The 21,335-nt window shown below is 72.7% G+C and carries 16 protein-coding genes; 10 read left to right on the plus strand and 6 right to left on the minus strand.

Annotated elements, in window-relative coordinates; translation table 11 throughout:
* Window positions 1-141: 141 nt before the first annotated feature.
* Both S1361_RS13670 and S1361_RS13675 read right to left on the minus strand, forming a co-directional pair.
* The gene (locus S1361_RS13670) at window positions 142-537 is read right to left on the minus strand and encodes a cupin domain-containing protein (RefSeq protein ID WP_208032131.1); all 396 of its coding nucleotides are present in this window, start codon (window positions 535-537) and stop codon (window positions 142-144) included.
* A complete protein-coding gene (locus S1361_RS13675) occupies window positions 534-1,979 on the minus strand; it encodes an MFS transporter (RefSeq protein ID WP_208032132.1) in 1,446 nt (481 codons plus the stop codon). The genes S1361_RS13670 and S1361_RS13675 overlap by 4 nt, the downstream gene beginning before the upstream one ends.
* A gap of 80 nt (window positions 1,980-2,059) precedes the next feature.
* On the opposite strand from S1361_RS13675, the gene S1361_RS13680 reads away from it, so the two are divergent.
* Together S1361_RS13680 and S1361_RS13685 are read left to right on the plus strand one after the other, a co-directional pair.
* A complete protein-coding gene (locus S1361_RS13680) occupies window positions 2,060-2,731 on the plus strand; it encodes a TetR/AcrR family transcriptional regulator (RefSeq protein ID WP_208032133.1) in 672 nt (223 codons plus the stop codon).
* 442 nt (window positions 2,732-3,173) lie between these two features.
* The gene (locus tag S1361_RS13685) at window positions 3,174-4,100 is read left to right on the plus strand and encodes a S8 family peptidase (RefSeq protein WP_243769165.1); all 927 of its coding nucleotides are present in this window, start codon (window positions 3,174-3,176) and stop codon (window positions 4,098-4,100) included.
* 123 nt (window positions 4,101-4,223) lie between these two features.
* Here the strand turns inward: S1361_RS13685 and ppdK are convergent, their stop codons facing one another.
* Together ppdK and S1361_RS13695 are read right to left on the minus strand one after the other, a co-directional pair.
* Window positions 4,224-6,944: a pyruvate, phosphate dikinase gene (gene ppdK, locus S1361_RS13690; RefSeq protein WP_208032134.1), complete on the minus strand. Its 2,721-nt coding sequence runs from the start codon at window positions 6,942-6,944 to the stop codon at window positions 4,224-4,226.
* Window positions 6,945-7,362: 418 nt separating this feature from the next.
* Window positions 7,363-8,583, minus strand: a complete 1,221-nt coding sequence (locus S1361_RS13695; RefSeq protein WP_208032135.1) for an ROK family transcriptional regulator — start codon at window positions 8,581-8,583, stop codon at window positions 7,363-7,365.
* Window positions 8,584-8,703: 120 nt separating this feature from the next.
* On the opposite strand from S1361_RS13695, the gene S1361_RS13700 reads away from it, so the two are divergent.
* From S1361_RS13700 to S1361_RS13710, 3 genes are all read left to right on the plus strand, one after another.
* Window positions 8,704-10,212 carry an MGH1-like glycoside hydrolase domain-containing protein gene (locus S1361_RS13700; RefSeq protein WP_208032136.1) on the plus strand — a complete coding sequence of 503 codons (1,509 nt, stop codon included), beginning with the start codon at window positions 8,704-8,706 and terminating at the stop codon, window positions 10,210-10,212.
* Complete coding sequence (locus tag S1361_RS13705; RefSeq protein ID WP_208032137.1) at window positions 10,209-12,146, plus strand: amylo-alpha-1,6-glucosidase; 1,938 nt, start codon at window positions 10,209-10,211, stop codon at window positions 12,144-12,146. The genes S1361_RS13700 and S1361_RS13705 overlap by 4 nt, the downstream gene beginning before the upstream one ends.
* A 161-nt stretch (window positions 12,147-12,307) precedes the next feature.
* On the plus strand, window positions 12,308-14,068 hold the full coding sequence (locus S1361_RS13710; RefSeq protein ID WP_425088009.1) for an alkaline phosphatase family protein: 1,761 nt from the start codon (window positions 12,308-12,310) through the stop codon (window positions 14,066-14,068).
* 258 nt (window positions 14,069-14,326) lie between these two features.
* On the opposite strand, the gene dusB is transcribed toward S1361_RS13710, so the two are convergent.
* On the minus strand, window positions 14,327-15,460 hold the full coding sequence (gene dusB, locus S1361_RS13715) for a tRNA dihydrouridine synthase DusB (RefSeq protein ID WP_208036584.1): 1,134 nt from the start codon (window positions 15,458-15,460) through the stop codon (window positions 14,327-14,329).
* A 142-nt stretch (window positions 15,461-15,602) separates the two neighbouring features.
* Here dusB and S1361_RS13720 point away from each other — a divergent pair, with 142 nt between their 5' ends.
* The 3 genes from S1361_RS13720 to S1361_RS13730 all read left to right on the plus strand — a co-directional run bounded on the left by S1361_RS13720 (window position 15,603) and on the right by S1361_RS13730 (window position 18,449).
* Window positions 15,603-17,054: an MFS transporter gene (locus S1361_RS13720; RefSeq protein ID WP_208032138.1), complete on the plus strand. Its 1,452-nt coding sequence runs from the start codon at window positions 15,603-15,605 to the stop codon at window positions 17,052-17,054.
* A 216-nt stretch (window positions 17,055-17,270) separates the two neighbouring features.
* Window positions 17,271-17,678, plus strand: coding sequence for a hypothetical protein (locus S1361_RS13725; protein WP_243769166.1), 408 nt, complete (start codon window positions 17,271-17,273; stop codon window positions 17,676-17,678).
* 87 nt (window positions 17,679-17,765) lie between these two features.
* Entirely contained in the window at window positions 17,766-18,449 is a 684-nt protein-coding gene (locus tag S1361_RS13730) for a DUF6766 family protein (protein ID WP_208032139.1), read from the plus strand.
* 3 nt (window positions 18,450-18,452) lie between these two features.
* On the opposite strand, the gene S1361_RS13735 is transcribed toward S1361_RS13730, so the two are convergent.
* On the minus strand, window positions 18,453-19,358 hold the full coding sequence (locus S1361_RS13735; RefSeq protein WP_208032140.1) for a helix-turn-helix transcriptional regulator: 906 nt from the start codon (window positions 19,356-19,358) through the stop codon (window positions 18,453-18,455).
* A 201-nt stretch (window positions 19,359-19,559) separates the two neighbouring features.
* Here S1361_RS13735 and S1361_RS13740 point away from each other — a divergent pair, with 201 nt between their 5' ends.
* Window positions 19,560-20,987, plus strand: coding sequence for an MFS transporter (locus S1361_RS13740; protein WP_208032141.1), 1,428 nt, complete (start codon window positions 19,560-19,562; stop codon window positions 20,985-20,987).
* Window positions 20,988-21,094: 107 nt separating this feature from the next.
* Window positions 21,095-21,319: a hypothetical protein gene (locus tag S1361_RS13745; protein WP_208032142.1), complete on the plus strand. Its 225-nt coding sequence runs from the start codon at window positions 21,095-21,097 to the stop codon at window positions 21,317-21,319.
* Window positions 21,320-21,335: the final 16 nt, after the last annotated feature.

Here is a 21,335-nt window from a genome sequence, read left to right on the forward strand (position 1 = left end):
GGTCCCTTTGTCGGTCCCGGACCGCTCCACGCCCGCCGCGACGAACAGCTCGTGCAGCCGCACCAGCCGGGTGAGCGTCCCGGCGCCCGGTCCCGCCGCCGGCACGCTCCTGCGGGAGGAGACGCCGGTCCGCGGCGCGCGTCAGCGGGCGTCGTCGCGCCGCTCCTGGCGGGAGCCGGTGCGGCGGGTGATGGACATCAGGTCGCTGGGGGCGTCCAGTTCGAGCCGGTGCCAGCGGTTGCGGGGCACGATGACGGCGGTGCCCGGCCGTAGCCGCACCATCTCCTCCGGGGCGTCCGCGTCGAGGGGCCGGACGTACAGCCGGACCCCGCCGGACAGGCAGCAGACGGCCTCCTCGCCGTCGGGGTGGATCTCCCAGTGGTCGGCGTGGACGTCGGCGTCCGTCTCCACGTGGAAGGTGGCGATCTGCCAGACCCCGGGGTCGCCGTCCGTCATCCGCCGGGCGGCGGCGCGGACGTCACCGTCGGGGCGGAACTGGAGCGCCGAGGAGAACAGGTCGATGGCGGTGGTGGTCATGACGGGGTTCCTTCCAGTCGGGGTGCCTCGGCAGGGGCGGGCGCCGGACCGCCGGTGGTCCGGCGGCGGGGCAGGACGCCGACCGCGACCACCGCCGCGAGCAGGAAGAGCGCGGCGGTGACGGCGAGACCCAGCGCGTAGCCGTCGGTGAGCGCGGCGGGCCCGGTGGCCGCGCCGGTGCGGTGGGCGGCGACCGTGGCCAGGGCGGCCAGGCCCACACAACCGCCCAGCTGCCGGGCGCTGTTGAGGACGCCGGAGGCCATGCCGGCCTCGCCGGGACGGACCCCGGTGGTCGCGGCGGCGGCCACCGGCGCGAAGATCAGCCCGATGCCGATGCTCGTGAGGACGGACGGGCCGAGCACGTCGGTGACGAAGGCGCCGTGCGGGCTGATGCCGGCGAACCAGGCCATGCCCGCGGCGGCGATCAGCGTGCCCGGCACCAGCGCGGCGCGCGGCGACCGTTGCGCGGTGATGCGGGTCGCCACGACGGTGGCCGCCACCGAACCCGCGCAGAACGGCAGGAACGCGGCACCGGTCGCCGCGGCGCCGAGACCCAGCACCTGCTGGAGGTAGAGGGACACGACATAGAACGCGGTGAACTGCCCGGCCGCGGCCAGGAACACCAGCAGGTTCGCCCCGGCGACCCAGCGGCTGCGCAGCAGGCCGAGCCGCAGCAGCGGGGCGGGGGACCGTGACTCGGCCACGGCGAAGGCACCGAGCAGCACGCCCGCGACGGCGAGCGTCTCCCAGGTCGTTGCGGTCGCCCACCCGTTGACGTCGGTCCGCACGACACCGAACACCAGCAGCCCGATACCGCCGGTCGCCAGGACGGCGCCGAGCACGTCCAGCCGCTCACACCGTGCCGGCCGGGGCTCGGGGGCCACGGCGGCGTGCACGAGGACGAGTGCCGCCGCCACGATGGGCAGGTTGACCAGCATGACCCAGCGCCAGCCCGCGTATTCGGTCAGCACTCCGCCGGCCAGCACACCCAGCGCGCCGCCCACGGCGTTCACCCCGCTCCAGACGCCGAGGGCGCGCACGCGTCGCGGCCCCTCGGTGAAGGTGGTGGTCAGCAACGCCAGGGCGGCTGGCGCGGTGGCCGCCGCGCCCACTCCCTGGCCCGCGCGGGCGGCAACCAACTGCCAGGGTTCCCCGGCGAGTCCGCCCGCGAGCGAGCAGAGCCCGAAGACGACCAGCCCCGCCACGAACAGCCGGCGCCGGCCGAACAGATCGCAGGCCCTGCCGCCGAGCAGCAGGAACCCGCCGAAGGTGAGCGCGTACACGTGGACGACCCACGACAGGTCGAGCGGGGCGAATCCGAGCGAGGAGCGGATCGCCGGGAGGGCGACGTTGACGACGGCCATGTCCAGGGCGACGACGAACTGGGCGACGGCAGCCGCCGCCAGCACGGTCGCCGGACGGCCGCGTAAGTTTCTATACATGTAAGAAAACTAGCGCGCGGGCCACCCCGGTGTCGACACCCGCGCCCCGAAGTCCCCGTCGCCTGGGGGATGATGACCTCATGCCGCGACCGCCCGCCCCCCGCAAGACCACCGGCCGACCTGCCCGTATCTCCCGCGAGGAGATCATCCGGACGGCGCGCCGGATCGTGGCGGAGGAAGGCGTGGACCGCCTGACCATGCGCCGCCTCGCCACCGGGATCGGCAGCACGCCGATGGCCCTGTACCACCACGTCCGCGACAAGGAGGAGCTGCTGCTGCTCCTGCTGGACGACCACGCGGCCCGCTCCCTGCGCCGCCCCGAGCCCCCGCCGACGGACCCGCGCGACCGCGTCCTCACCGCGGCCCTCGCCATCCACGACGTACTGGCCGCCTGCCCCTGGATCGTCGAGGTCCTGACGGCGGACGACCTGATGTCCACCTCCGCCCTCTGGTTCGTGGAACAGATCGTCGCCGGCCTGACGGCCTGCGGTCTCACCCTCGACCAGGCCGTCCACGGCTACCGGGCGATCTGGTACTACACGGCCGGCGAGATCCTGGTCCGCACGACGGCGGCCCGCCGCCGCACGGACGACGACCGCCCGGTCTACCGCGACCAGGTCTTCGCCGGCCTCGACCCGGCCGAACTCCCCCACCTGTCCCGGGCCGCGCCCCGCTGGGCCGCCCTGACGTCGCAGGACACCTACGAGCAGGGGCTGCGTGCCCTGGTGAACGGCCTCCTGACCCCCCACTGACCGGCCGGCCGGGCTCTCGTACCGGCCGTGGAGGCCCGGGAACACCCCCCGATCGCCGTCCGCGTGACCGGACGACGGACGCATCGGCTCACGGCGTCCCGGGTGGACCGGCCCGAGCGGTGAGCTGCCGGCGTTCCCCTCACACGGCTGGTCCTCGGCAGGCCCGAAGCCGGGGGAACCGTCCGCCCGCCGGCCGTCGTCTTGGGTGCCGACTGCGCACCGCGCGGGGATACGGGGGGACGTTGTGACGCGGAACGTGACGAAGGCCGGTCTCGTGGCGGTGGCCATGGCGACGGCACTGGGGGTTTCGGCCTGTGGCGGGCAAGCCGACGCGGCTGCCGCAGGGAGCGGCGGGAAGCTCCCCGCGCACGGGAGGGCGGGGTCGGCGGCGCCCTCCGGGGACGGGTCGTCGTCCGGTTCGGTGCCGGCGTCTCCCGGCGCCGTGGCGAAGTTGTCCGGGGTCGCGCCGACCGGGGTGTCGCGCCTCACCCGCCACGTGCCGTGGAACCTGGACATCCTGGACCAGCGGTCACGGCCGCTGAACGGGAAGCTCACCACCACAGCCACCGGCAAGGGCGTGCACGTCTACGTGATCGACACGGGGATGGACGTCTCCCACACGGAGTTCGGCGGACGCGCCCACCTCGGCGCCGACTTCGTGGGCCGGAAGGACTCCGGTGACTGCTCCAACGAGGACGGGGTCGGCCACGGCACGTTCGTCTCGGGCATCATCGGCGGGGCGAAGTACGGGGTGGCCCCCAAGGCGGAGCTGGTACGGGTCCAGGGCATCCGGTGCGAGAGCGACGCGGGCGGCTCCCCCGGGGAGGCCGAGGCGGCCCTGGTGAAGTCGGTCAAGTGGGTGACCGCACATGCGCAGAAGCCCGCGGTGGTGAACATGTCGCTCAACCTCGACCACCGGTCGGCGGCCCTGGAGTCCGCCGTGAAGAAGATGGTCGACGCGGGGATCCCGACGGTGGTGTCGGCCGGCAACTTCCATGACGACGCCTGCAAGCACTCCCCGGCCGGCGTCCCCGGCACGATCGTCGTGGCAGCCTCCACCTCGAACGACCGCGTGTGGAGCGACACCGAGTCCTACGGATCGGGCTACGGCCGGTGCGTGGACCTGTACGCCCCCGGCCAGAAGGTGACCTCCGCCCTCGCCGGCGGCGGTACGGTCACGGAGAACGACGGCGCCACGTCCTGGGCCGCGCCGCATGCGACCGGCGTGATCGCGCTGTACCTGTCGGCACACCCCCACGCCACGGCCCACGAGGTCCACGTCTGGCTCGACCGCACGGCCACCCGCGGGGTCGTGCGCGGTGTCCGCCCCGACACCCCCAACCGGCTGCTCAACACCGGCGGCCTCTGACCCTCGGCGCACCGAAGGGGCGGCACCCCCCGCACGGGGTGCCGCCCCTCCTCTTTCGTGCGCCGGAGCCGCCGCCGATCGGTGAGGGTCGGGGACCAGCGGCGGCTCCGGGGACCGGGTGGGTCAGCGGTGGTCGCTGCCCGCCGACTGGGTGGCCGCGCGGCCGGCCTCCAGCCGGGCGACCGGGATACGGAACGGGGAGCAGGAGACGTAGTCCAGACCCACCTCGTGGAAGAAGTGGACCGACTCCGGGTCACCGCCGTGCTCGCCGCAGACGCCGAGCTTGAGGTCGGGGCGGGTGCGCCGGCCGGCCTCCGCGGCCGCCTTCACCAGGGAGCCGACGCCGTCCTTGTCGATCGTCTCGAACGGGCTGACGCCGAAGATGCCCTTCTCCAGGTACGCCGTGAAGAACGAGGCCTCCACGTCGTCCCGGCTGAAGCCCCACACCGTCTGGGTCAGGTCGTTCGTGCCGAAGGAGAAGAACTCCGCCGCCTCCGCGATCTGGCCCGCCGTCAGGGCGGCGCGCGGCAGCTCGATCATCGTGCCGATGGCCAGCTTGAGCTGCGTACCGGTCGCCGCCTCGACCTCGGCGATGACCTGGTCCGCCTCCTCGCGGACGATCTCCAGCTCCTGGACGGTGCCGACGAGCGGGATCATGATCTCGGCGCGCGGGTCGCCCTTCGCCGACTTCCGCTCGGCCGCCGCCTCCGCGATCGCGCGGACCTGCATGGTGAACAGGCCGGGGATGACCAGACCGAGGCGCACACCGCGCAGGCCCAGCATCGGGTTCTGCTCGTGCAGGCGGTGCACCGCCTGGAGCAGGCGCAGGTCGTTCTCGTGCGGCTCCTGCCGGGACTCCGCCAGGGCCACCCGGACCGAGAGCTCCGTGATGTCGGGGAGGAACTCGTGCAGCGGCGGGTCGAGCAGGCGGATGGTGACCGGGAGGCCGTCCATCGCCTCGAAGAGTTCCACGAAGTCCTTCTTCTGCAGGGGCAGCAGCTCCCGCAGGGCGGCCTCGCGCTCCTCCTCCGTGTCGGCGAGGATCAGCTTCTCGACCATCTCCCGGCGCTCACCGAGGAACATGTGCTCCGTGCGGCACAGGCCGATGCCCTGGGCGCCGAAGCGGCGGGCGCGCAGCGCGTCCTCGGCGTTGTCCGCGTTGGCGCGCACCCGCAGGCGGCGCTTGCGGTCGGCGAAGGCCATCATGCGGTGGACGGCCTCGACCAGCTCGTCCGCGTCGTCGGCACCCGGGTGCATCCGGCCCTCGAAGTACTCCACCACGGGGGACGGGACGACCGGGACCTCGCCCAGGTAGACCTTGCCGGAGGAGCCGTCGATGGAGATCAGGTCGCCCTCCTCCACGACGTGTCCGCCGGGGACCGTCATGCGGCGGCGCTTGGTGTCGACCTCCAGCTCCTCCGCGCCGCAGACACAGGTCTTGCCCATGCCCCGGGCGACGACGGCCGCGTGCGAGGTCTTGCCGCCGCGGGAGGTGAGGATGCCCTCCGCCGCGATCATGCCGTCCAGGTCGTCGGGGTTGGTCTCACGGCGGACCAGGATCACCTTCTCGCCCGAGCGGGACCACTTCACCGCCGTGTACGAGTCGAAGACCGCCTTGCCGACCGCCGCACCCGGGGACGCGGCGATACCGCGCGCCACCTGCTCGACCTTCGCCTGCTCGTCGAAGCGCGGGAACATCAGCTGGGCCAGCTGGGCGCCGGTGACGCGCTGGAGCGCCTCCGTCTCGTCGATCAGGCCCTGGTCCACCAGCTGGGTGGCGATGCGGAAGGCGGCACCGGCGGTGCGCTTGCCGACCCGGGTCTGGAGCATCCACAGCTGACCGCGCTCGATCGTGAACTCGATGTCGCAGAGGTCCTTGTAGTGGTTCTCCAGCGTCTCCATGATCTGCATGAGCTGGTCGTACGACTTCTTGTCGATCTGCTCCAGCTCGGCGAGCGGGACGGTGTTGCGGATGCCCGCGACGACGTCCTCGCCCTGGGCGTTCTGCAGGTAGTCGCCGTAGACGCCCTGGTGGCCGGAGGCGGGGTCGCGGGTGAAGGCGACGCCGGTGCCGGAGTCGGGGCCGAGGTTGCCGAAGACCATCGAGCAGACGTTGACGGCCGTGCCCAGGTCGTGCGGGATGCGCTCCTGGCGGCGGTACAGCTTGGCGCGGTCGCCGTTCCAGGAGTCGAAGACCGCCTTGATGGCGAGGTCCATCTGCTCGCGCGGGTCCTGCGGGAAGTCCCGGCCGGCCTCCTTCTTGACGATCTTCTTGAAGGTGGTGACCAGCTTCTTCAGGTCCGCGGCCTCCAGGTCGGTGTCGACCGTGACCTTCTTGGCGGCCTTGGCCTTGTCGAGGGCCTCCTCGAACAGCTCGCCGTCGACGCCGAGGACGGTCTTGCCGAACATCTGGATGAGACGGCGGTAGGAGTCCCAGGCGAACCGCTCGTCGCCGGCCTGGGCGGCCAGGCCCTGCACCGACTTGTCGGACAGGCCGATGTTGAGGACCGTGTCCATCATGCCGGGCATGGAGAACTTGGCGCCGGAGCGGACGGAGACCAGCAGCGGGTTGTCGGCCTGGCCGAGCTTCTTGCCCATCTTCGCTTCGAGGGCTTCGAGGTGTGCACTCACCTCGTCACGCAGTGCCGCGGGCTCCTCGCCGCTCTCCAGGTAGACCTTGCAGGCCTCCGTGGTGATCGTGAAGCCGGGAGGGACCGGGAGACCGAGGTTGGTCATCTCGGCGAGATTGGCGCCCTTGCCGCCGAGAAGGTCCTTGAGGTCCTTGTTGCCCTCGGTGAAGTCGTAAACGAACTTCGCTACGTGGGGTTCTTTGTTTTCCGACACGGGTCTCGACTCCTTGAGGCCACGGTGGCTGCCCTGACGGCCAGGAACATACCCAGATCGAAGGTGCCTGGGTACGTCCACTTGTCCGTCATGCGCCTGTAACCACTCGTCCGCCAGCGGATCGAAAGTCAAGGCTTGGCAAGCGAAGTCGGCCGTATGTTTTCACTTCTTGAAGGCAACCGCGCCCACAGGTGCGGTTTTCCGCTCAGATGAGCGTACTCCGGAACGACTGATTTCGCTCGATGAACGATCAAGGGGTGGCACCCAGTGCCACCCCTTGGAGAAGTGCAGTCGCGCTTGATCCGCTCATCTGAGCGCAACCCTTATCAAGGGTGGCGAGAATCACGCTGCCACAGAGCGCGCCGTTTCACCATGCGGACCCCCTGCCGGACGCCGACCAGCAGCGGAAACACCCGTGTCACACGCCCATCTCGGACAGCCGCTCCTCCACCCGCTCCGGCGCGTACAGGTGCTCCACCACCAGCGCCCCGGCACCGATCAGCCCCGCCCGGTCGCCGAGCCGGGAGGTGACGACGTCCAGGTGGGCGGTGGAGCGGGGCAGCGCCCGCTGGTACAGCAGCTCGCGCACGCCGGTGAGGAACGGCGTTCCGGCCAGATCGCCCGCGATCATCAGCACGCCCGGGTTGAGCAGCGTCACGACCGTCGCCAGCACGTCCCCGACCCGGCGCCCGGCCTCCCGGGCCAGCGCGGCCGCCTCCGGATGCCCGGCGGCCAGCAGGTCCCGCACATCCGAGCCGGAGGCGGCCGGCACCCCGGACGCGGCCAGCCGCCGGGCCACGGCGCCGCCGCTCGCGACGGCCGCGAGACAGCCGTACGACCCGCACCGGCACAGCGCGTCGGCGCCGACCCGGATGTGCCCGATGTCGCCGGCGCCGCCGTCGACCCCGCGGTAGATCGAGCCGTTCACGACCACCCCGGCGCCGATGCCCGTGGACACCTTGACCAGCACGAAGGCCGTGCAGTCGGGGTGTCCGGTGCGCTGTTCGCCGTAGGCCATGAGGTTGGCGTCGTTGTCGACCAGGACCGGGACCGCGGGGGCGCCGGTGTGCTCGGTGAAGGCGCGGGAGAGGCGGCCGCGGATGTCGTAGTTGTCCCAGCCCGGCATGATCGGCGGCTGCACCACCAGGCCGGTCTCGCTGTCCACCGGGCCCGGCACCGCGAGCCCGATCCCGCACACCTCCTCCCCCGTGTGCCCGGCCTTGGTGAGCAGCTCGCCGAACCAGTGGCCCAGTTCGGCCAGGACGGCGTCCGGGCCGTCCTCGACCACCAGCGTGCCGGCGTGCTCGGCGAGGATCTCGCCGGTCAGGGAGAGGACGGCCGCGCGGGCGTGCCGGGTGTCCAGATCGGCGGCGAGGACCACCGCGTGGGAGTCGTCGAACTCCAGGGTGATGGAGGGGCGTCCGCCGAGCGGCGAGTCGACCGGGCCGCCGGCGCCCTCGCGCAGCCAGCCCGCACGGAACAGCCGGTCCAGGCGCTGGCCGACGGTGGCCCGGGACAGCCCGGTGGCCTGCTGGAGAGCGCCCCGCGTCACGGCCCGTCCACTGCGCACCAGTTCGAGCAGATCGCCGGCTCCCGCCTGGCCTCCGCTCTTGCCGGTCCTTCCCGGACGTCCCGTCATGCGCACCCCCTTGTGTTCCTCAAGCTTGCATTACATAGTGAGTTTTGCGTGTTAAATAGACGTAACCCTACGGTGGCCGCAGCCAAACCCGCGCGGCCGAACGTCTTCGGGGAGCCCCGAGTGGATCGCACTGCCCAGCTCACTGCCCGTCCCACGAAGCGCGAGATCGCATACGATCCACCGGCCACACCCACGGCCACGGCGTCGCTGCACGTCAGAGCGGCCGAGGTGCTGGAGGCGAACTGGACGGGCGGCTCGACCGTGCCGTCCCGGAACCTGTACCCGCACCAATGGTCCTGGGACTCCGCGTTCATCGCCATCGGGCTGCGGCACGTCTCGCCGCTGCGGGCGCAGACCGAGCTGGAGACGCTGCTCGCCGCCCAGTGGGCCGACGGCCGCGTCCCGCACATCGTGTTCAACCCCTCCGTACCGCTCGACGCCTACTTCCCGAGCCCCGACTTCTGGCGCTCCTCCACCGCGGGGCACACCGCGGGCGCCCCGCGCACCGTACAGACGTCCGGCATCGTGCAGCCACCCGTGCACGCGCTGGCGGCCTGGCTGGTGCACCGCGCCGACCCCGGGCTGTCCCTCGCCCGCGGGTTCCTGGCCCGGGTGTATCCGCGGCTGGCCGCCTGGCACCGGTACCTGCTGCACCGGCGGGACCTGGGCGGCGGCGGCCTCGCGTCCGTGGTCCACCCGTGGGAGCAGGGCATGGACAACAGCCCCTGCTGGGACGCCCCGCTCGCCCGGATCACCCCGGCCCCGCCCCGCTCCTTCCGCCGCGCCGACCTCGACCACGGGGCGGCCGAGGACCGGCCGACGGATCTCGACTACGGGCGGTACGTGCGGCTGGCCGCGGACTACCGGGACGCCGGGTACGCCGACGGTGCGGCGGAGTTCGCCGTGGAGGACCCGGCGTTCAACGCCCTCCTCATCGCCTCCGAGCACGCCCTCGCCCGGATCGCCGACGAACTGGGCGCGCCCGGCTCCGCCCGCCGGGCCCGCGCCGAACGGCTGACGGCGACGCTGGTGGAGCGGCTGTGGCACGAGGAGTCCGGCATGTTCCTCTGCCGGGACCTGCGGGGCGACACCTCCGCCACCGGGCACGGCACCTCCGCCGCCGGCCTCGTCCGCGAGCGCAGCGTCTCCGGACTGGTCCCGCTGCTGCTGCCCGGGCTGCCCGGGGACATCGTCGCCGCACTGGTCCGTACCGTGGGCGGGCCGCACTTCTCGCTCGGCGACCGTACCCGGCTGGTGCCGAGCTACGACCTCCTCGGCGAGGCCTTCGACCCGCACCGCTACTGGCGCGGGCCGGCCTGGTTCAACACGAGCTGGCTGCTGGAGCGCGGGCTGCGCACGCACGGCGAGCGGGAGCGGGCCGACGCCCTGCGCGAGGCGGTGCTGGACCTGGCCGGCACCACCGGTTTCGCCGAGTACGCCGACCCGTACACCGGCGAGGCCTGCGGCACCACCGGCTTCAGCTGGACGGCGGCCCTCGCGCTCGACCTGCTGCACCAGCGACCCACACCGCACGAGCGTCAAAAGCTGGACAAGAGCCCACAAAATGGCGCACCCCCCACGGACACCGCACCGTTCGACAGGAGTGACAGAGGAGGGGACCGGGGATGACGGACCGGCATCATCTGCTCGTGCACGGCGCCACCTTCGCCGCCGTGGGCGACCGCGGCGACATCAGCGGAGTGCGGGGCGGCAGCTCCCCGGACGGGTTATTCGTCCGGGACGCCCGGCACCTCAGCCGCTGGCAGCTCACCGTCGACGGCGCGGTGCCCGAGGTGCTCACACCGGTGACGGACGGGGACGAGGCCCGCTGCGTGCTGGTCCCGCGCGGCGGCCGGCAGGAGCCTCCGGCGCACACCCTGTTCCGGGAACAGGCCGTCGGGGACAGCTCGTTCGTGGAGTCGGTGAAGGTGACCAGCAACCGGCCGGTGTCCACCACCGTCCGGCTCGCGCTCACCGTCGACGCCGACTTCACCGACCAGTTCGAACTCCGCTCCGACCACCGCACCTACACGAAGTCCGGCGTCGTACGCTCCCGCGAGGTCCTCGACGACGGCATCGAGTTCACCTACCGGCGCGCCGAATGGCGGTCCTGTACGACGATCACCGCCGAGCCGGCCCCCGACGCCGTGGAGGAGACCGGCACCGGCGCCCGCCGCCTGGTGTGGACCCTTGACCTCGCCCCGCACGACACGACCGAGCTGCTGCTGCGGGTGATCGCCCGTCCGCACGGCGAGAAGCGCGCGGTCCGCGTGCCCCGCGACCCCGCCGCCGTGCACGAGCAACTCCTCGCCGCGGAAGCCGAGTTCATGGAGGGCGTGGCCTTCCCGACCGGCTGGCCGGAGCTGGCCGCGGCCTGCGCCCGGGGCCTGGCCGACCTGGCCGCGCTCCAGGTCCCGGCCACCGGACCGGACGGCGAGGAGCTGCGCGTACCGGCGGCCGGCGCCCCCTGGTTCCTCACCCTGCTCGGCCGCGACGCGCTGCTCACCTCGCTGTTCGCGCTGCCCTACCGCCCGCAGCCGGCCGCCGCCACCCTCCTCGCCCTGGCCGCCACCCAGGCCACGGACACCGGCGGCTCCCCGGTCGCCCAGCCCGGCAAGATCGTGCACGAGGTGCGGCACGGCGAGCTGGCCCACTTCGGCCAGGTGCCGTTCGCCCGCTACTACGGCTCCGTCGACGCCACCCCGCTGTTCCTGGTCCTGCTCGGCGCGTACGTCGAACAGACCGGGGACGCGGAGCTGGCCCGCCGGCTGGAGCCGCACGCCCGGGCCGCCATCGGCTGGATGCTCGACCACGGCGGCCTGACCTCGCGCGGCTACCTCGTCTACCGCGCCGACGAGGGCGGTCTCGCCAACCAGAACTGGAAGGACTCCCCCGGCGCGATCTGCTGCGCCGACGGCACCCGGCCCACCGGCGCGGTGATGGCGGCGGGCGCCCAGGGCTACGCGTACGACGCGCTGCGCCGCACGGCGGTGGTGGCGCGGACGGTGTGGGCCGACGAGACGTACGCCGCGCTGCTGGAGCAGGCCGCGGCCGACCTGCGGGACCGCTTCCAGCGGGACTTCTGGATGCGGGGGCGGTCCTTCCCGGCGCTGGCGCTGGACGGGCAGGGCCGGCAGATCGACGCGCTGGCCTCCGACGCCGGGCACCTGCTGTGGTCGGGGCTGCTGGACAAGGAGTACGGCGAGGTGGTGGGCCGGCGGCTGCTGGAGCCGGACTTCTTCTCCGGGTGGGGCGTCCGCACGGTGGCCTCCGGCCAGGCGGCCTACCATCCGCTGTCCTATCACCGGGGCTCGGTCTGGCCGCACGACAACGCGCTGATCACGCTGGGGCTCGCGCGGTACGGGCTGCACGACGAGGCCCGTACGGTCGCCCATGCGCTGGTCGACGCGGCGACGATGGGCGGGCATCGGTTGCCGGAGGTGCTGGCGGGGTACGGGCGTGCTCCGCACGCGTCGCCGGTGCCGTATCCGCACGCCTGCGGCCGGGAGGCCCGGTCCGCCGCGGCGCCTCTTGCCCTGTTGACGGCGGTCGGGGGCGCCTGAGGGGCGGGGTGGTCCGCCTGTGGAGCGGGGTGCGGGTGCGGGTCGTCTGCGGCGTGTCGCGCAGTTCCCCGCACCCCTGTCCACGCCACCGTCGGCTGTGTTGACCAGGTGTTTGCCCAGCCGTGGTGAACGGTGCCTCCCTGGGCGTCGTACGGGTGGGCATGAGTGCGCTCCAGTCGGCCGAGGACGTGACCGAAGAGATCACCGAACCCATCCCACGCCCGTCCCGCCGCCCCTGGACCGTCTGGTCCGCGTGGCGGCGGCGCTGGCGGGAACGGCATCCGGCCGCCGCCCGGGCCCTGTCCGTGAGCGTCACCGTGCTGGCCGCCCTGCTCGTCGTCGCCGCGCTGGTGATGCCCAACACGGTGGTACGGCTCGGGCCCGCGAGGTTCCTGCGGATACCGGCCGAAGCGGTCATCGGGGCCGCCGTGCTGCTCGCGCTGCCGCGGCGGCCCCGGGTGGTGGTGGCGGCGGTGTCCGGGGTGCTGCTCGGCGCCATGACCGTGCTCAACGCCCTCGACATGGGGTTCAACCAGTACCTGGGCCGCGATTTCAACGTCGTGCTGGACTGGAGCCTGTTCGGCGACGCGGAGTCGTACCTGGAGGACTCCCTCGGGCGCACGGAGACCCTCGCGGCCGTGGCCGGGGTGATCGCTCTCGTCCTGCTGCTCTTCGTGCTGCTGGCGCTGGCCGTGGTCCGGCTGGGCAACCTTCTCGCCCGGCACCCCGGCCCCGCGACCCGCGGCACCCTGGTCGCCGGAGTCGTCTGGATCACCTGCTCCTCCCTCGGTCTGCAGATATCCGGCGTGCCGATCGCCGCCGACCGCACCGCGAACGCGCTGAAGATCCAGGCCCGCCGGGTCTCGGCCACCCTGAAGGACGAGGCGGAGTTCCGGAAGGTGGCCCGGGTCGACGCGTTCGGGAACACGCCGGGCAGTCAGCTGGTCCCCGATCTGCGCGGCAAGGACGTGATCTTCACCTTCATCGAGAGCTACGGCCGCAGCGCGATCGAGGACCCGGTCATGGCGCCCGGCGTGGACCGGACGCTCGACGTCCGCACCAAGGCCCTGGCCAAGGCCGGCTTCCACGCCAAGAGCGGCTGGCTGACCTCCGCGACGTACGGCGGCAGCAGCTGGCTCGGCCACTCCACCACCATGTCGGGCCTGTGGATCAGCAACCAGCAGCGCTACCGCACGGTCATGGCCAGCGACCACCTCAGCCTGACGGAGGCGTTCCGCAAGACCGGCGCGTTCGACACGGTCGGCGTCATGCCGGGCGTGCAGAAGGGGTGGCCGGAGCAGAAGTGGTACGGCCTGGACAAGGTCTACAACGCCTTCCAGCTCGGCTACCAGGGGCCGAAGTTCAGCTGGTCGACCATGCCCGACCAGTACGCGCTCCAGCAGTACCAGGAGCGGGTGCACAGCAAGCGGCCCGCCGCCGGCAAGTCGCGCATGTCGCTGCTCATCCTGACCTCCAGCCACCAGCCGTGGGCGCCGATCCCGAAGATGGTGGGCTGGGACCGGCTCGGTGACGGCTCGGTCTTCAAGGACATCGAGGCGGCGGGCAACAAGGCGGACGACGTCATCGCCGACAGCACCAGGTCCCGCGAGGAGTACGGCAAGTCGATCCAGTACTCGGTGACCGCGCTGACCGAGTGGCTGGAGCGCTACGGCACGAAGGACACCGTGCTGGTCTTCCTCGGCGACCACCAGCCCATCTCCCGGGTCAGCGGCAACCACGCCAGCCGTGACGTGCCGGTGTCGGTCGTCGCCAAGGACCCCGGGATGCTCGACAAGATCGCCGACTGGAACTGGACGGACGGCCTCCGCCCCGCCCACGACGCCCCCGTGTGGAAGATGAGCTCCTTCCGGGACCGCTTCCTGAAGGCATACGGCTCGACACCCCACCCCACCGGCAACTGACCCCTCCCCGAACGGGAACGCCCTGCCAACCGACCGAGCCGGGCCGGGCGTTCCCCCCTCCAGCCGACCGAGCCGAACGGGGCGTTTCCTCTCCAGCCGACCGAGCCGGGCGCGGGCGCCCTTTCAGCCGACCGAGTCGGGTGGTGGGTGGGCGAGGCCGGGGTGCAGGGGCGGAGCCCCTGGCGGGGTCTGGGGCGGAGCCCCAGGGCACGGGCCCAGCCGACACCGCCGACCACCGCCCACCACCCCAGGACACGGTCAGCCGCCGGAGGTGTCCAGCTCCGCGTCCTCACTCACACCCGCACAGTCGTACGGATCCTTCAGCCACCCATCCGGCAGCACCACCCGGTTGTTCCCGGACGTACGCCCCCGCGGCCCCTCCGCCCCGACCGGCCACGCCTGGTCCAGATCCAGCTCGTCCAGCCCGGCCCGCAGCTCCTCCAGTGACGACGTGATCGCAAGCCGCTTGCGCATCTCGGACCCGACCGCGAAGCCCTTCAGGTACCAGGCGACATGCTTGCGGAAGTCGACCACACCCTTGGACTCGTCACCGAGCCATTCCCCGAGCAGCGTGGCATGCCGGACCATCACGTCGGCCACCTCCCGCAGCGTGGGCCGCGCGACATCCTGAAGCCGCCCCTCGAACGCCGCCACCAGGTCCGCGAACAGCCACGGCCGCCCCAGGCAGCCCCGGCCCACCACGACCCCGTCGCAGCCGGTCTCCCGCACCATCCGCAGCGCGTCCTCGGCCGACCAGATGTCACCGTTGCCGAGCACCGGGATCTCCGGCACGTGCTCCTTCAGCCGCGCGATGGCGTCCCAGTCGGCGGTGCCGCCGTAGTGCTGGGCGGCCGTACGACCGTGCAGGGCGATGGCCGTCACGCCTTCCTCCACGGCGATACGGCCGGCGTCGAGGTAGGTGATGTGGTCGTCGTCGATGCCCTTGCGCATCTTCATGGTCACCGGCAGGTCCCCCGCCCCGGAGACCGCCTCGCGCAGGATCGCCCGCAGCAGGTTCCGCTTGTACGGCAGCGCGGACCCGCCGCCCTTGCGCGTCACCTTCGGCACCGGGCAGCCGAAGTTCAGATCGATGTGGTCGGCCAGCCCCTCCTCCGCGATCATGCGGACGGCCTTGCCGACGGTCGCGGGGTCGACGCCGTACAGCTGGATCGAGCGCGGCTGCTCGCTCGCGTCGAACTTGATCAGCTGCATGGTCTTCTCGTTGCGCTCGACCAGCGCCCGGGTGGTGATCATCTCGCTGACGAACAGCCCCTTGCCGCCGCTGAACTCCCGGCACAGCGTGCGGAAGGGCGCGTTGGTGATGCCCGCCATGGGTGCGAGCACGACGGGCGGCGTCACGGCGTGCGGGCCGATGGAGAGCGGGTGGGTCATCGTCAGGGCTCCGGGACGGATGGACGGCACAGGGACACGGAACAAGGTCCCATTGTCCCCCACCCGGCCGACCGCTCGTGCAGAACATCATGCATTACTCATTAGTTAGACGCACTATTGATTCGGGCGTACGATGGGACCCATGCCAGAGCCGAGCCCTCGCCGCCGCCTGCTCGTGCTCGCGATCTGCTGCATGAGCCTGCTGATCGTGAGCCTCGACATCACCGCGCTGAACGTGGCTCTGCCCTCGATGCAGCGCGACCTGCACGCCGGCACCTCGGGCCTGCAGTGGACGATCGACGCCTACACGCTCGTCCTCGCCTCGCTGCTGATGCTCGCGGGCTCCACGGCCGACCGGATCGGACGCAAGCGCGTCTTCATGGCGGGGCTGACGGTGTTCACCGCCGGCTCCCTGCTCTGCTCCCTCGCCCCGGACCTGGAACTGGTGATCGTGTTCCGCATGGTCCAGGCGGTGGGCGGCTCGATGCTCAACCCGGTCGCCATGTCGATCATCACCAACACCTTCACCGACCCCCGGGAACGCGCCCGCGCGATCGGCGTGTGGGGTGCGGTGGTCGGCATCTCCATGGCCGCGGGCCCGCTGGTCGGCGGGCTGCTGGTGCAGTCGGTGGGCTGGCGCTCGATCTTCTGGGTCAACCTCCCGGTCGGCCTGGCGGCCCTGCTCCTCACCTTCCGCTTCGTCCCCGAGTCCCGCGCACCCCGGGCCCGCCGCCCCGACCCGGTCGGCCAGCTGCTGGTGATCGCCCTGTTCGGCGCGCTGACGTACGCGATCATCGAGGCGCCGGAGTCGGGCGCCGGCCCGGTCGCACCGTTCGCCGCACTCGCCGCGGCCGCCCTGCTGGCCCTGCTCTGGTACGAGCCCCGACGCGAGGAACCCCTCATCGACCTGCGGTTCTTCCGCTCGGCTCCGTTCAGCGGCGCCACGGTGATCGCGATCAGCGCGTTCGCGGGCCTGGGCGGCTTCCTGTTCCTGTCCACCCTGTACCTGCAGAACGTGCGCGGTCTCGACGCCCTGCACGCGGGCCTGTGGATGCTGCCGATGGCAGTGCCGATGTTCCTGTGCGCCCCGCTCTCCGGCCGCCTGGTCGGCAGCCGCGGCCCGCGCCTGCCGCTGGTGGTGGCGGGTACGGCGATGACCGCGAGCGGCGTCCTGTTCGCGGCGTTCGAAGCGGAGACGGCGAACGCCACCCTCCTCCTCGGCTACGTCCTCTTCGGCATCGGCTTCGGCTTCGTGAACGCGCCGATCACCAACACGGCGGTCTCCGGCATGCCCCGCGCACAGGCCGGCGTCGCCGCCGCCGTCGCCTCCACCAGCCGGCAGCTGGGCCAGACGCTCGGCGTCGCGGTGGTCGGCGCGGTCCTGGCCTCCGGCACAGGCTCCTCCCCGTACCGCGAGACGTTCGTCCCGGCGGCCCGCCCCGGCTGGTGGATCCTCACCGCCTGCGGTCTCGCCGTCCTCCTGCTGGGCATCCTCACCAGCGGCCACTGGGCCCGCAGGACCGCCGAAGCCACAGCCGCAAGCCTGGAATCACCGGAGATCCGCCGGCCCGTGGGAACCACGGAGCGGGCGTAAGGGCGGACGCCCCACAGGTCCCGCCGGCGCTGCGGCCTCTGCCGCGGGCGCCGGCAAGCTGCTCCGGCCCCGGCTCTCCACAAAGCCGAGCCGCGGCCCCCGTCCCTAGCCCGAACGCTCGGTGTCCGTCCGGAAGCGCGGCGCGGCTGCCGGTTCAGGCGCGGTTCGCGGCCGACCATGTCCGGCAACAGCTCCGCCGTACCCGTGGAGGTTTCCTTGCCGCGCTGGAGGCGTACCGGCCTGACCGCGTTCCTGTGTGCCGTCTGCCTCACCGGCTGCGCCACCCTCGGCGAGCGGGAGACCGCGGCGTCCCGGGCCGCGGTGCGCTTCGAGGAGAGCGTCCGGCGGGGCGACGGGCCACGCGGCTGCGCGGCGCTCGCCCCGCAGACCCGGCAGGAGGTCGAGCAGTCCGCCGAGTCCCCGTGCGCCAAGGCCCTCCCCGACGAACAGCTCCCGTACGGGGGTGCCGTACGGGAGGTCCAGGTCTACGGCCGGCAGGCACAGGTCGTCCTCGACGGCGACACCGTGTTCCTGTCGGCCTTCCCGGCCGGCTGGCTGATCACCGCGGCGGGCTGTGTGCCGCGGCCGGAGCAGCCGTACCAGTGCAAGGTCAAAGGGGGCTGAGCCGGTCATGCGCACCCTGTTCACGCTGGTCCTGGTGACCGTCGGCACCGGGCTCGGCTACTTCACCGCCCTGGGGTTGATGCACCGGTGAACCGCCTCGGCCGCTTCCTCAGGCACAACGGCCTGACCCTCGCCTTCTTCACCGGCTTCCTGCTCACCCTCGCCGGGCAGGCGGTGGCCGGCCACGCCGACTTCGACAACCAGCTCACCACCGACGGCCTGCACCCGATCGGCTTCCTGGACTACCTCGCGACCTCCGACTTCGCCGTCGACGTCACCGAGAACTGGCAGTCCGAGTACCTGCAGTTCTTCCTCTACATCTTCGGCACCGTCTGGCTGCTCCAGCGCGGCTCCCCGGAGTCCAAGGAGTTGCACAAGGCGGGCGTGGAGAGCGACCGGGAGCAGAAGGTCGGCGAGCACGCCGGCCCGGACTCCCCGCGCTGGGCCGCCGCCAGGGGCTGGCGGCAGCGCATGTACGCCCGTTCCCTGGGCCTCGTCATGGCCACCATCTTCGCCTGGTCCTGGATCGCCCAGTCCATCGCCGGTGTCGCCGCCTACAACGAGCAGCACCTGCGCCAGCTCCAGGCGCCCGTCTCCTGGGTGCGGTACCTGGGCTGCGCCGACTTCTGGAACCGCACCCTGCAGAACTGGCAGTCCGAACTCCTGGCCGTCGCCTCGATGGCCATCCTCTCGGTCTACCTGCGCCAGCGCGGCTCCCCCGAGTCCAAGCCGGTCGGCGCGGCCCACGTCTCCACCGGCGTGGAGGGCTGAGGGTCAGCCCACGGGTGTGCCGCAGGCCAGCTCGTACAACCGCTCCAGCCGTTGCCTGGTCTCGGGGTTCGTCGGGGTGTACGTCACCATCCGGGCGCCCGCCTCGGGGGCCAGCCAGAGGTCCGTGTGTTCCAGGGTGAGCAGGCCGACGTAGGGGTTGAGGAACTCCTTGGTCCTGGAGCGGGTGGTGACCACCTCGTAGCGCCGCCAGTTCTCGCGGAACGCCGGGGACTCCTCCAGCCGCTTCAGGAGCATCTTCCAGGCGGGCTCGCCCAGATGGCCGGCCAGGGAGGCGCGCAGCCGGGCGGCCATCAGGCGCTGGGTCTCCTCCAGGTGGACGACCGCCGCCTGCCACTCCTTGTTGGTGTGGACGAGGAGGATGCAGTTGCGGTCCTCGGCCGGGACCGCGTCCAGGTCGCCCAGGAGGCGGCCGTAGGTGCGGTTGTAGGCCAGGATGTCGTACCGGCTGTTCTGGATGCAGGCCGGGATCGGCTCCAGCCGGGTCAGCATCTCGCGCAGGGCGGGCGTGATGCTCGAGCAGTTCGCGGCCGGCGTCGGGTCGGTCGAGCCGGCCAGCTGGAAGAGGTGGGCGCGTTCACCGGCGTCGAGGCGCAGGCCCCGGGCGAGGGCGTCCAGGACCTGCACGGAGACCTGGATGTCGCGGGCCTGTTCGAGCCAGGTGTACCAGGTGACGCCGACCGCGGAGAGCTGGGCGACCTCCTCGCGGCGCAGCCCGGGGGTGCGGCGGCGGGCGCCGCGCGGCAGGCCCACCTGCTCCGGCTTGATCCGCTCCCGTCTGCTGCGCAGGAACGCGGCCAGCTCGTGCCGGCGGATCTCCGCTCCCCGGGCCGGCTGCGGCCGGCTGGTCTCCGGCTGTGGCCGGCTGGTCTGCTGGGCCGTGGTCGTCATGGGCCCAGGGTGCCGCGCCGGCGAGCCTGTTTCCAGGTGCTCCCACTACCAGGACGACGGCGGCCCACCACCAGGATGAGCCGCCGGCGGGTCGGGTCCCCGGTCCGGGAAGGCCGCTCCCCGATCCTGTGGCCGGGTACTTCCGCTACCAGGATCAGAAGACTCTGGTACCCCTCTGAGCGGTCCCGCAGGCTCGGGGGCATGAGGGAAACCGTCATCGCCCCCGCCGTCCGGCCGACGGCCGCGCCGCCCGCGCTCGGCGGGCCCGGGCTGTTCACCGTCCTGCTCGCCGCGGCGCTGCCGCTGGTCGACTTCTTCATCGTCAACGTGGCCCTGCCGACGATCGGCGCCGACCTCGCCGCGGGCGAGGCCGTGCTGGAACTGGTCGTCGCCGGGTACGGGGTCGCGTACGCCGTGCTGCTCGTGCTCGGCGGGCGCCTCGGCGACCTGTTCGGCCGCCGGCGGCTGTTCCTCGGCGGCATGGCCGCGTTCGGGCTCACCTCGCTGGCCTGCGGGCTCGCGCCCGGCGCCTGGAGCCTCGTCGCGGCCCGGGTCGCGCAGGGCGCCTCCGCCGCCGCGATGCTGCCGCAGGTGCTCGCCACCATCCAGGCCGCCACGAGCGGCGCGCGCCGTGCGAAGGCCATGAGCCTGTACGGCGCCACGGCCGGCCTGGCCATGGTGGCCGGGCAGATCCTGGGCGGGGTGCTGGTCGCCGCCGATGTCGCCGGGACCGGATGGCGGGCGATCTTCCTCGTCAACGTCCCGGTGGTCGTGCTGGGGCTCGTGCTGGCCGCGCGGTACGTGCCGGAGACCCGGTCGCAGCACCCGGAGCCGGTGGACGGCCCCGGCACCGTGCTGCTCGCGGTGTCCCTGCTGACGCTGCTCGCGCCGCTCACCGAGGGCCGGGCCGCCGGCTGGCCGCTGTGGACCTGGCTGTCGCTGGCCGCGTTCCCGTTCGCGGTGGGCGCGTTCTGGGTGGTGGAGCGGCGGGCGGACCGGTCGGGGCGGACGCCGTTGGTGCCGCCGAGCCTGTTCCGGGTGCCGTCCATGCGGCACGGTCTGAAGCTGCTGCTGCCGTTCTCCATCGGCTTCAGCGGGTTCATGTTCGTGATCGCGCTGGCCCTGCAGCAGGGCGCCGGGCTGGGGCCGGTGGCGGCCGGGCTCGCGCTCGCGCCGATGGCCGTGTCGTACCTGCTCGTCTCCCTCGCCGGACCCCGGCTGATCGCCCGCCACGGCACCCGGGTGGTCACCGCCGGGGCCGTGGTCCAGGCAGTGGGCCTGCTGCTGATCCTGCTGGCCGCGTGGCGGTACTGGCCGCACCTGGACGTCGCCTCCCTGCTGCCGGGCGCGGCGGTGGCCGGTGCCGGTCAGGCGCTCCAGCTGCCCAACGTGATGCGGATCGTGATGTCCGAGGTGCCGTCCGCCCGCGCCGGTGTCGGCAGTGGTGTGATGGTCACCACTCAGCAGTCGGCGCTGGCACTGGGCGTGGCCACGCTGGGCACCCTGTTCCTGACCCTCGTGCCGCACCTGGGCATGCGGGACGCGCTGGTCAGCACGCTGCTGGTGCAGCTGGCGGGTCCGGTGCTGACCGGTCTGCTGAGTCTGCGGCTGCCCCGGACGGTCGGCTGAGCGCGGGCACGGCCCGGCCGGTTCACCCCGAATACCGCCCTGCTCCCGTCGGTTGTGCCGCACACTCCTGTGCGGCAGGGCGGTCCGGCGCGGGGAGGGAGGGCGTGATGCCCAAGGACGGCAGTACGAGCAAGGTCAGCCGCTGGGACCAGCACGGCCGGGAGCACGTGGTCCGGGTGGAGCGGGCGGGCGGCCGGCGCACGATCCGCTGCGACACCTGCGGCTGGCGGCAGGGCGCCCAGTTCCTGCCGTGGCTGAAGGCGGAGCAGCACCTGACGGAGGCCCACCAGGCGACGGTCGATCCGGCGGCCCCCCGGCAGTCGTCCCGCTGACGCCCGCGTCCAGGGG

Source organism: Streptomyces cyanogenus (assembly GCF_017526105.1).
In the GTDB taxonomy this organism is placed as follows: Bacteria; Actinomycetota; Actinomycetes; order Streptomycetales; family Streptomycetaceae; genus Streptomyces; species Streptomyces cyanogenus.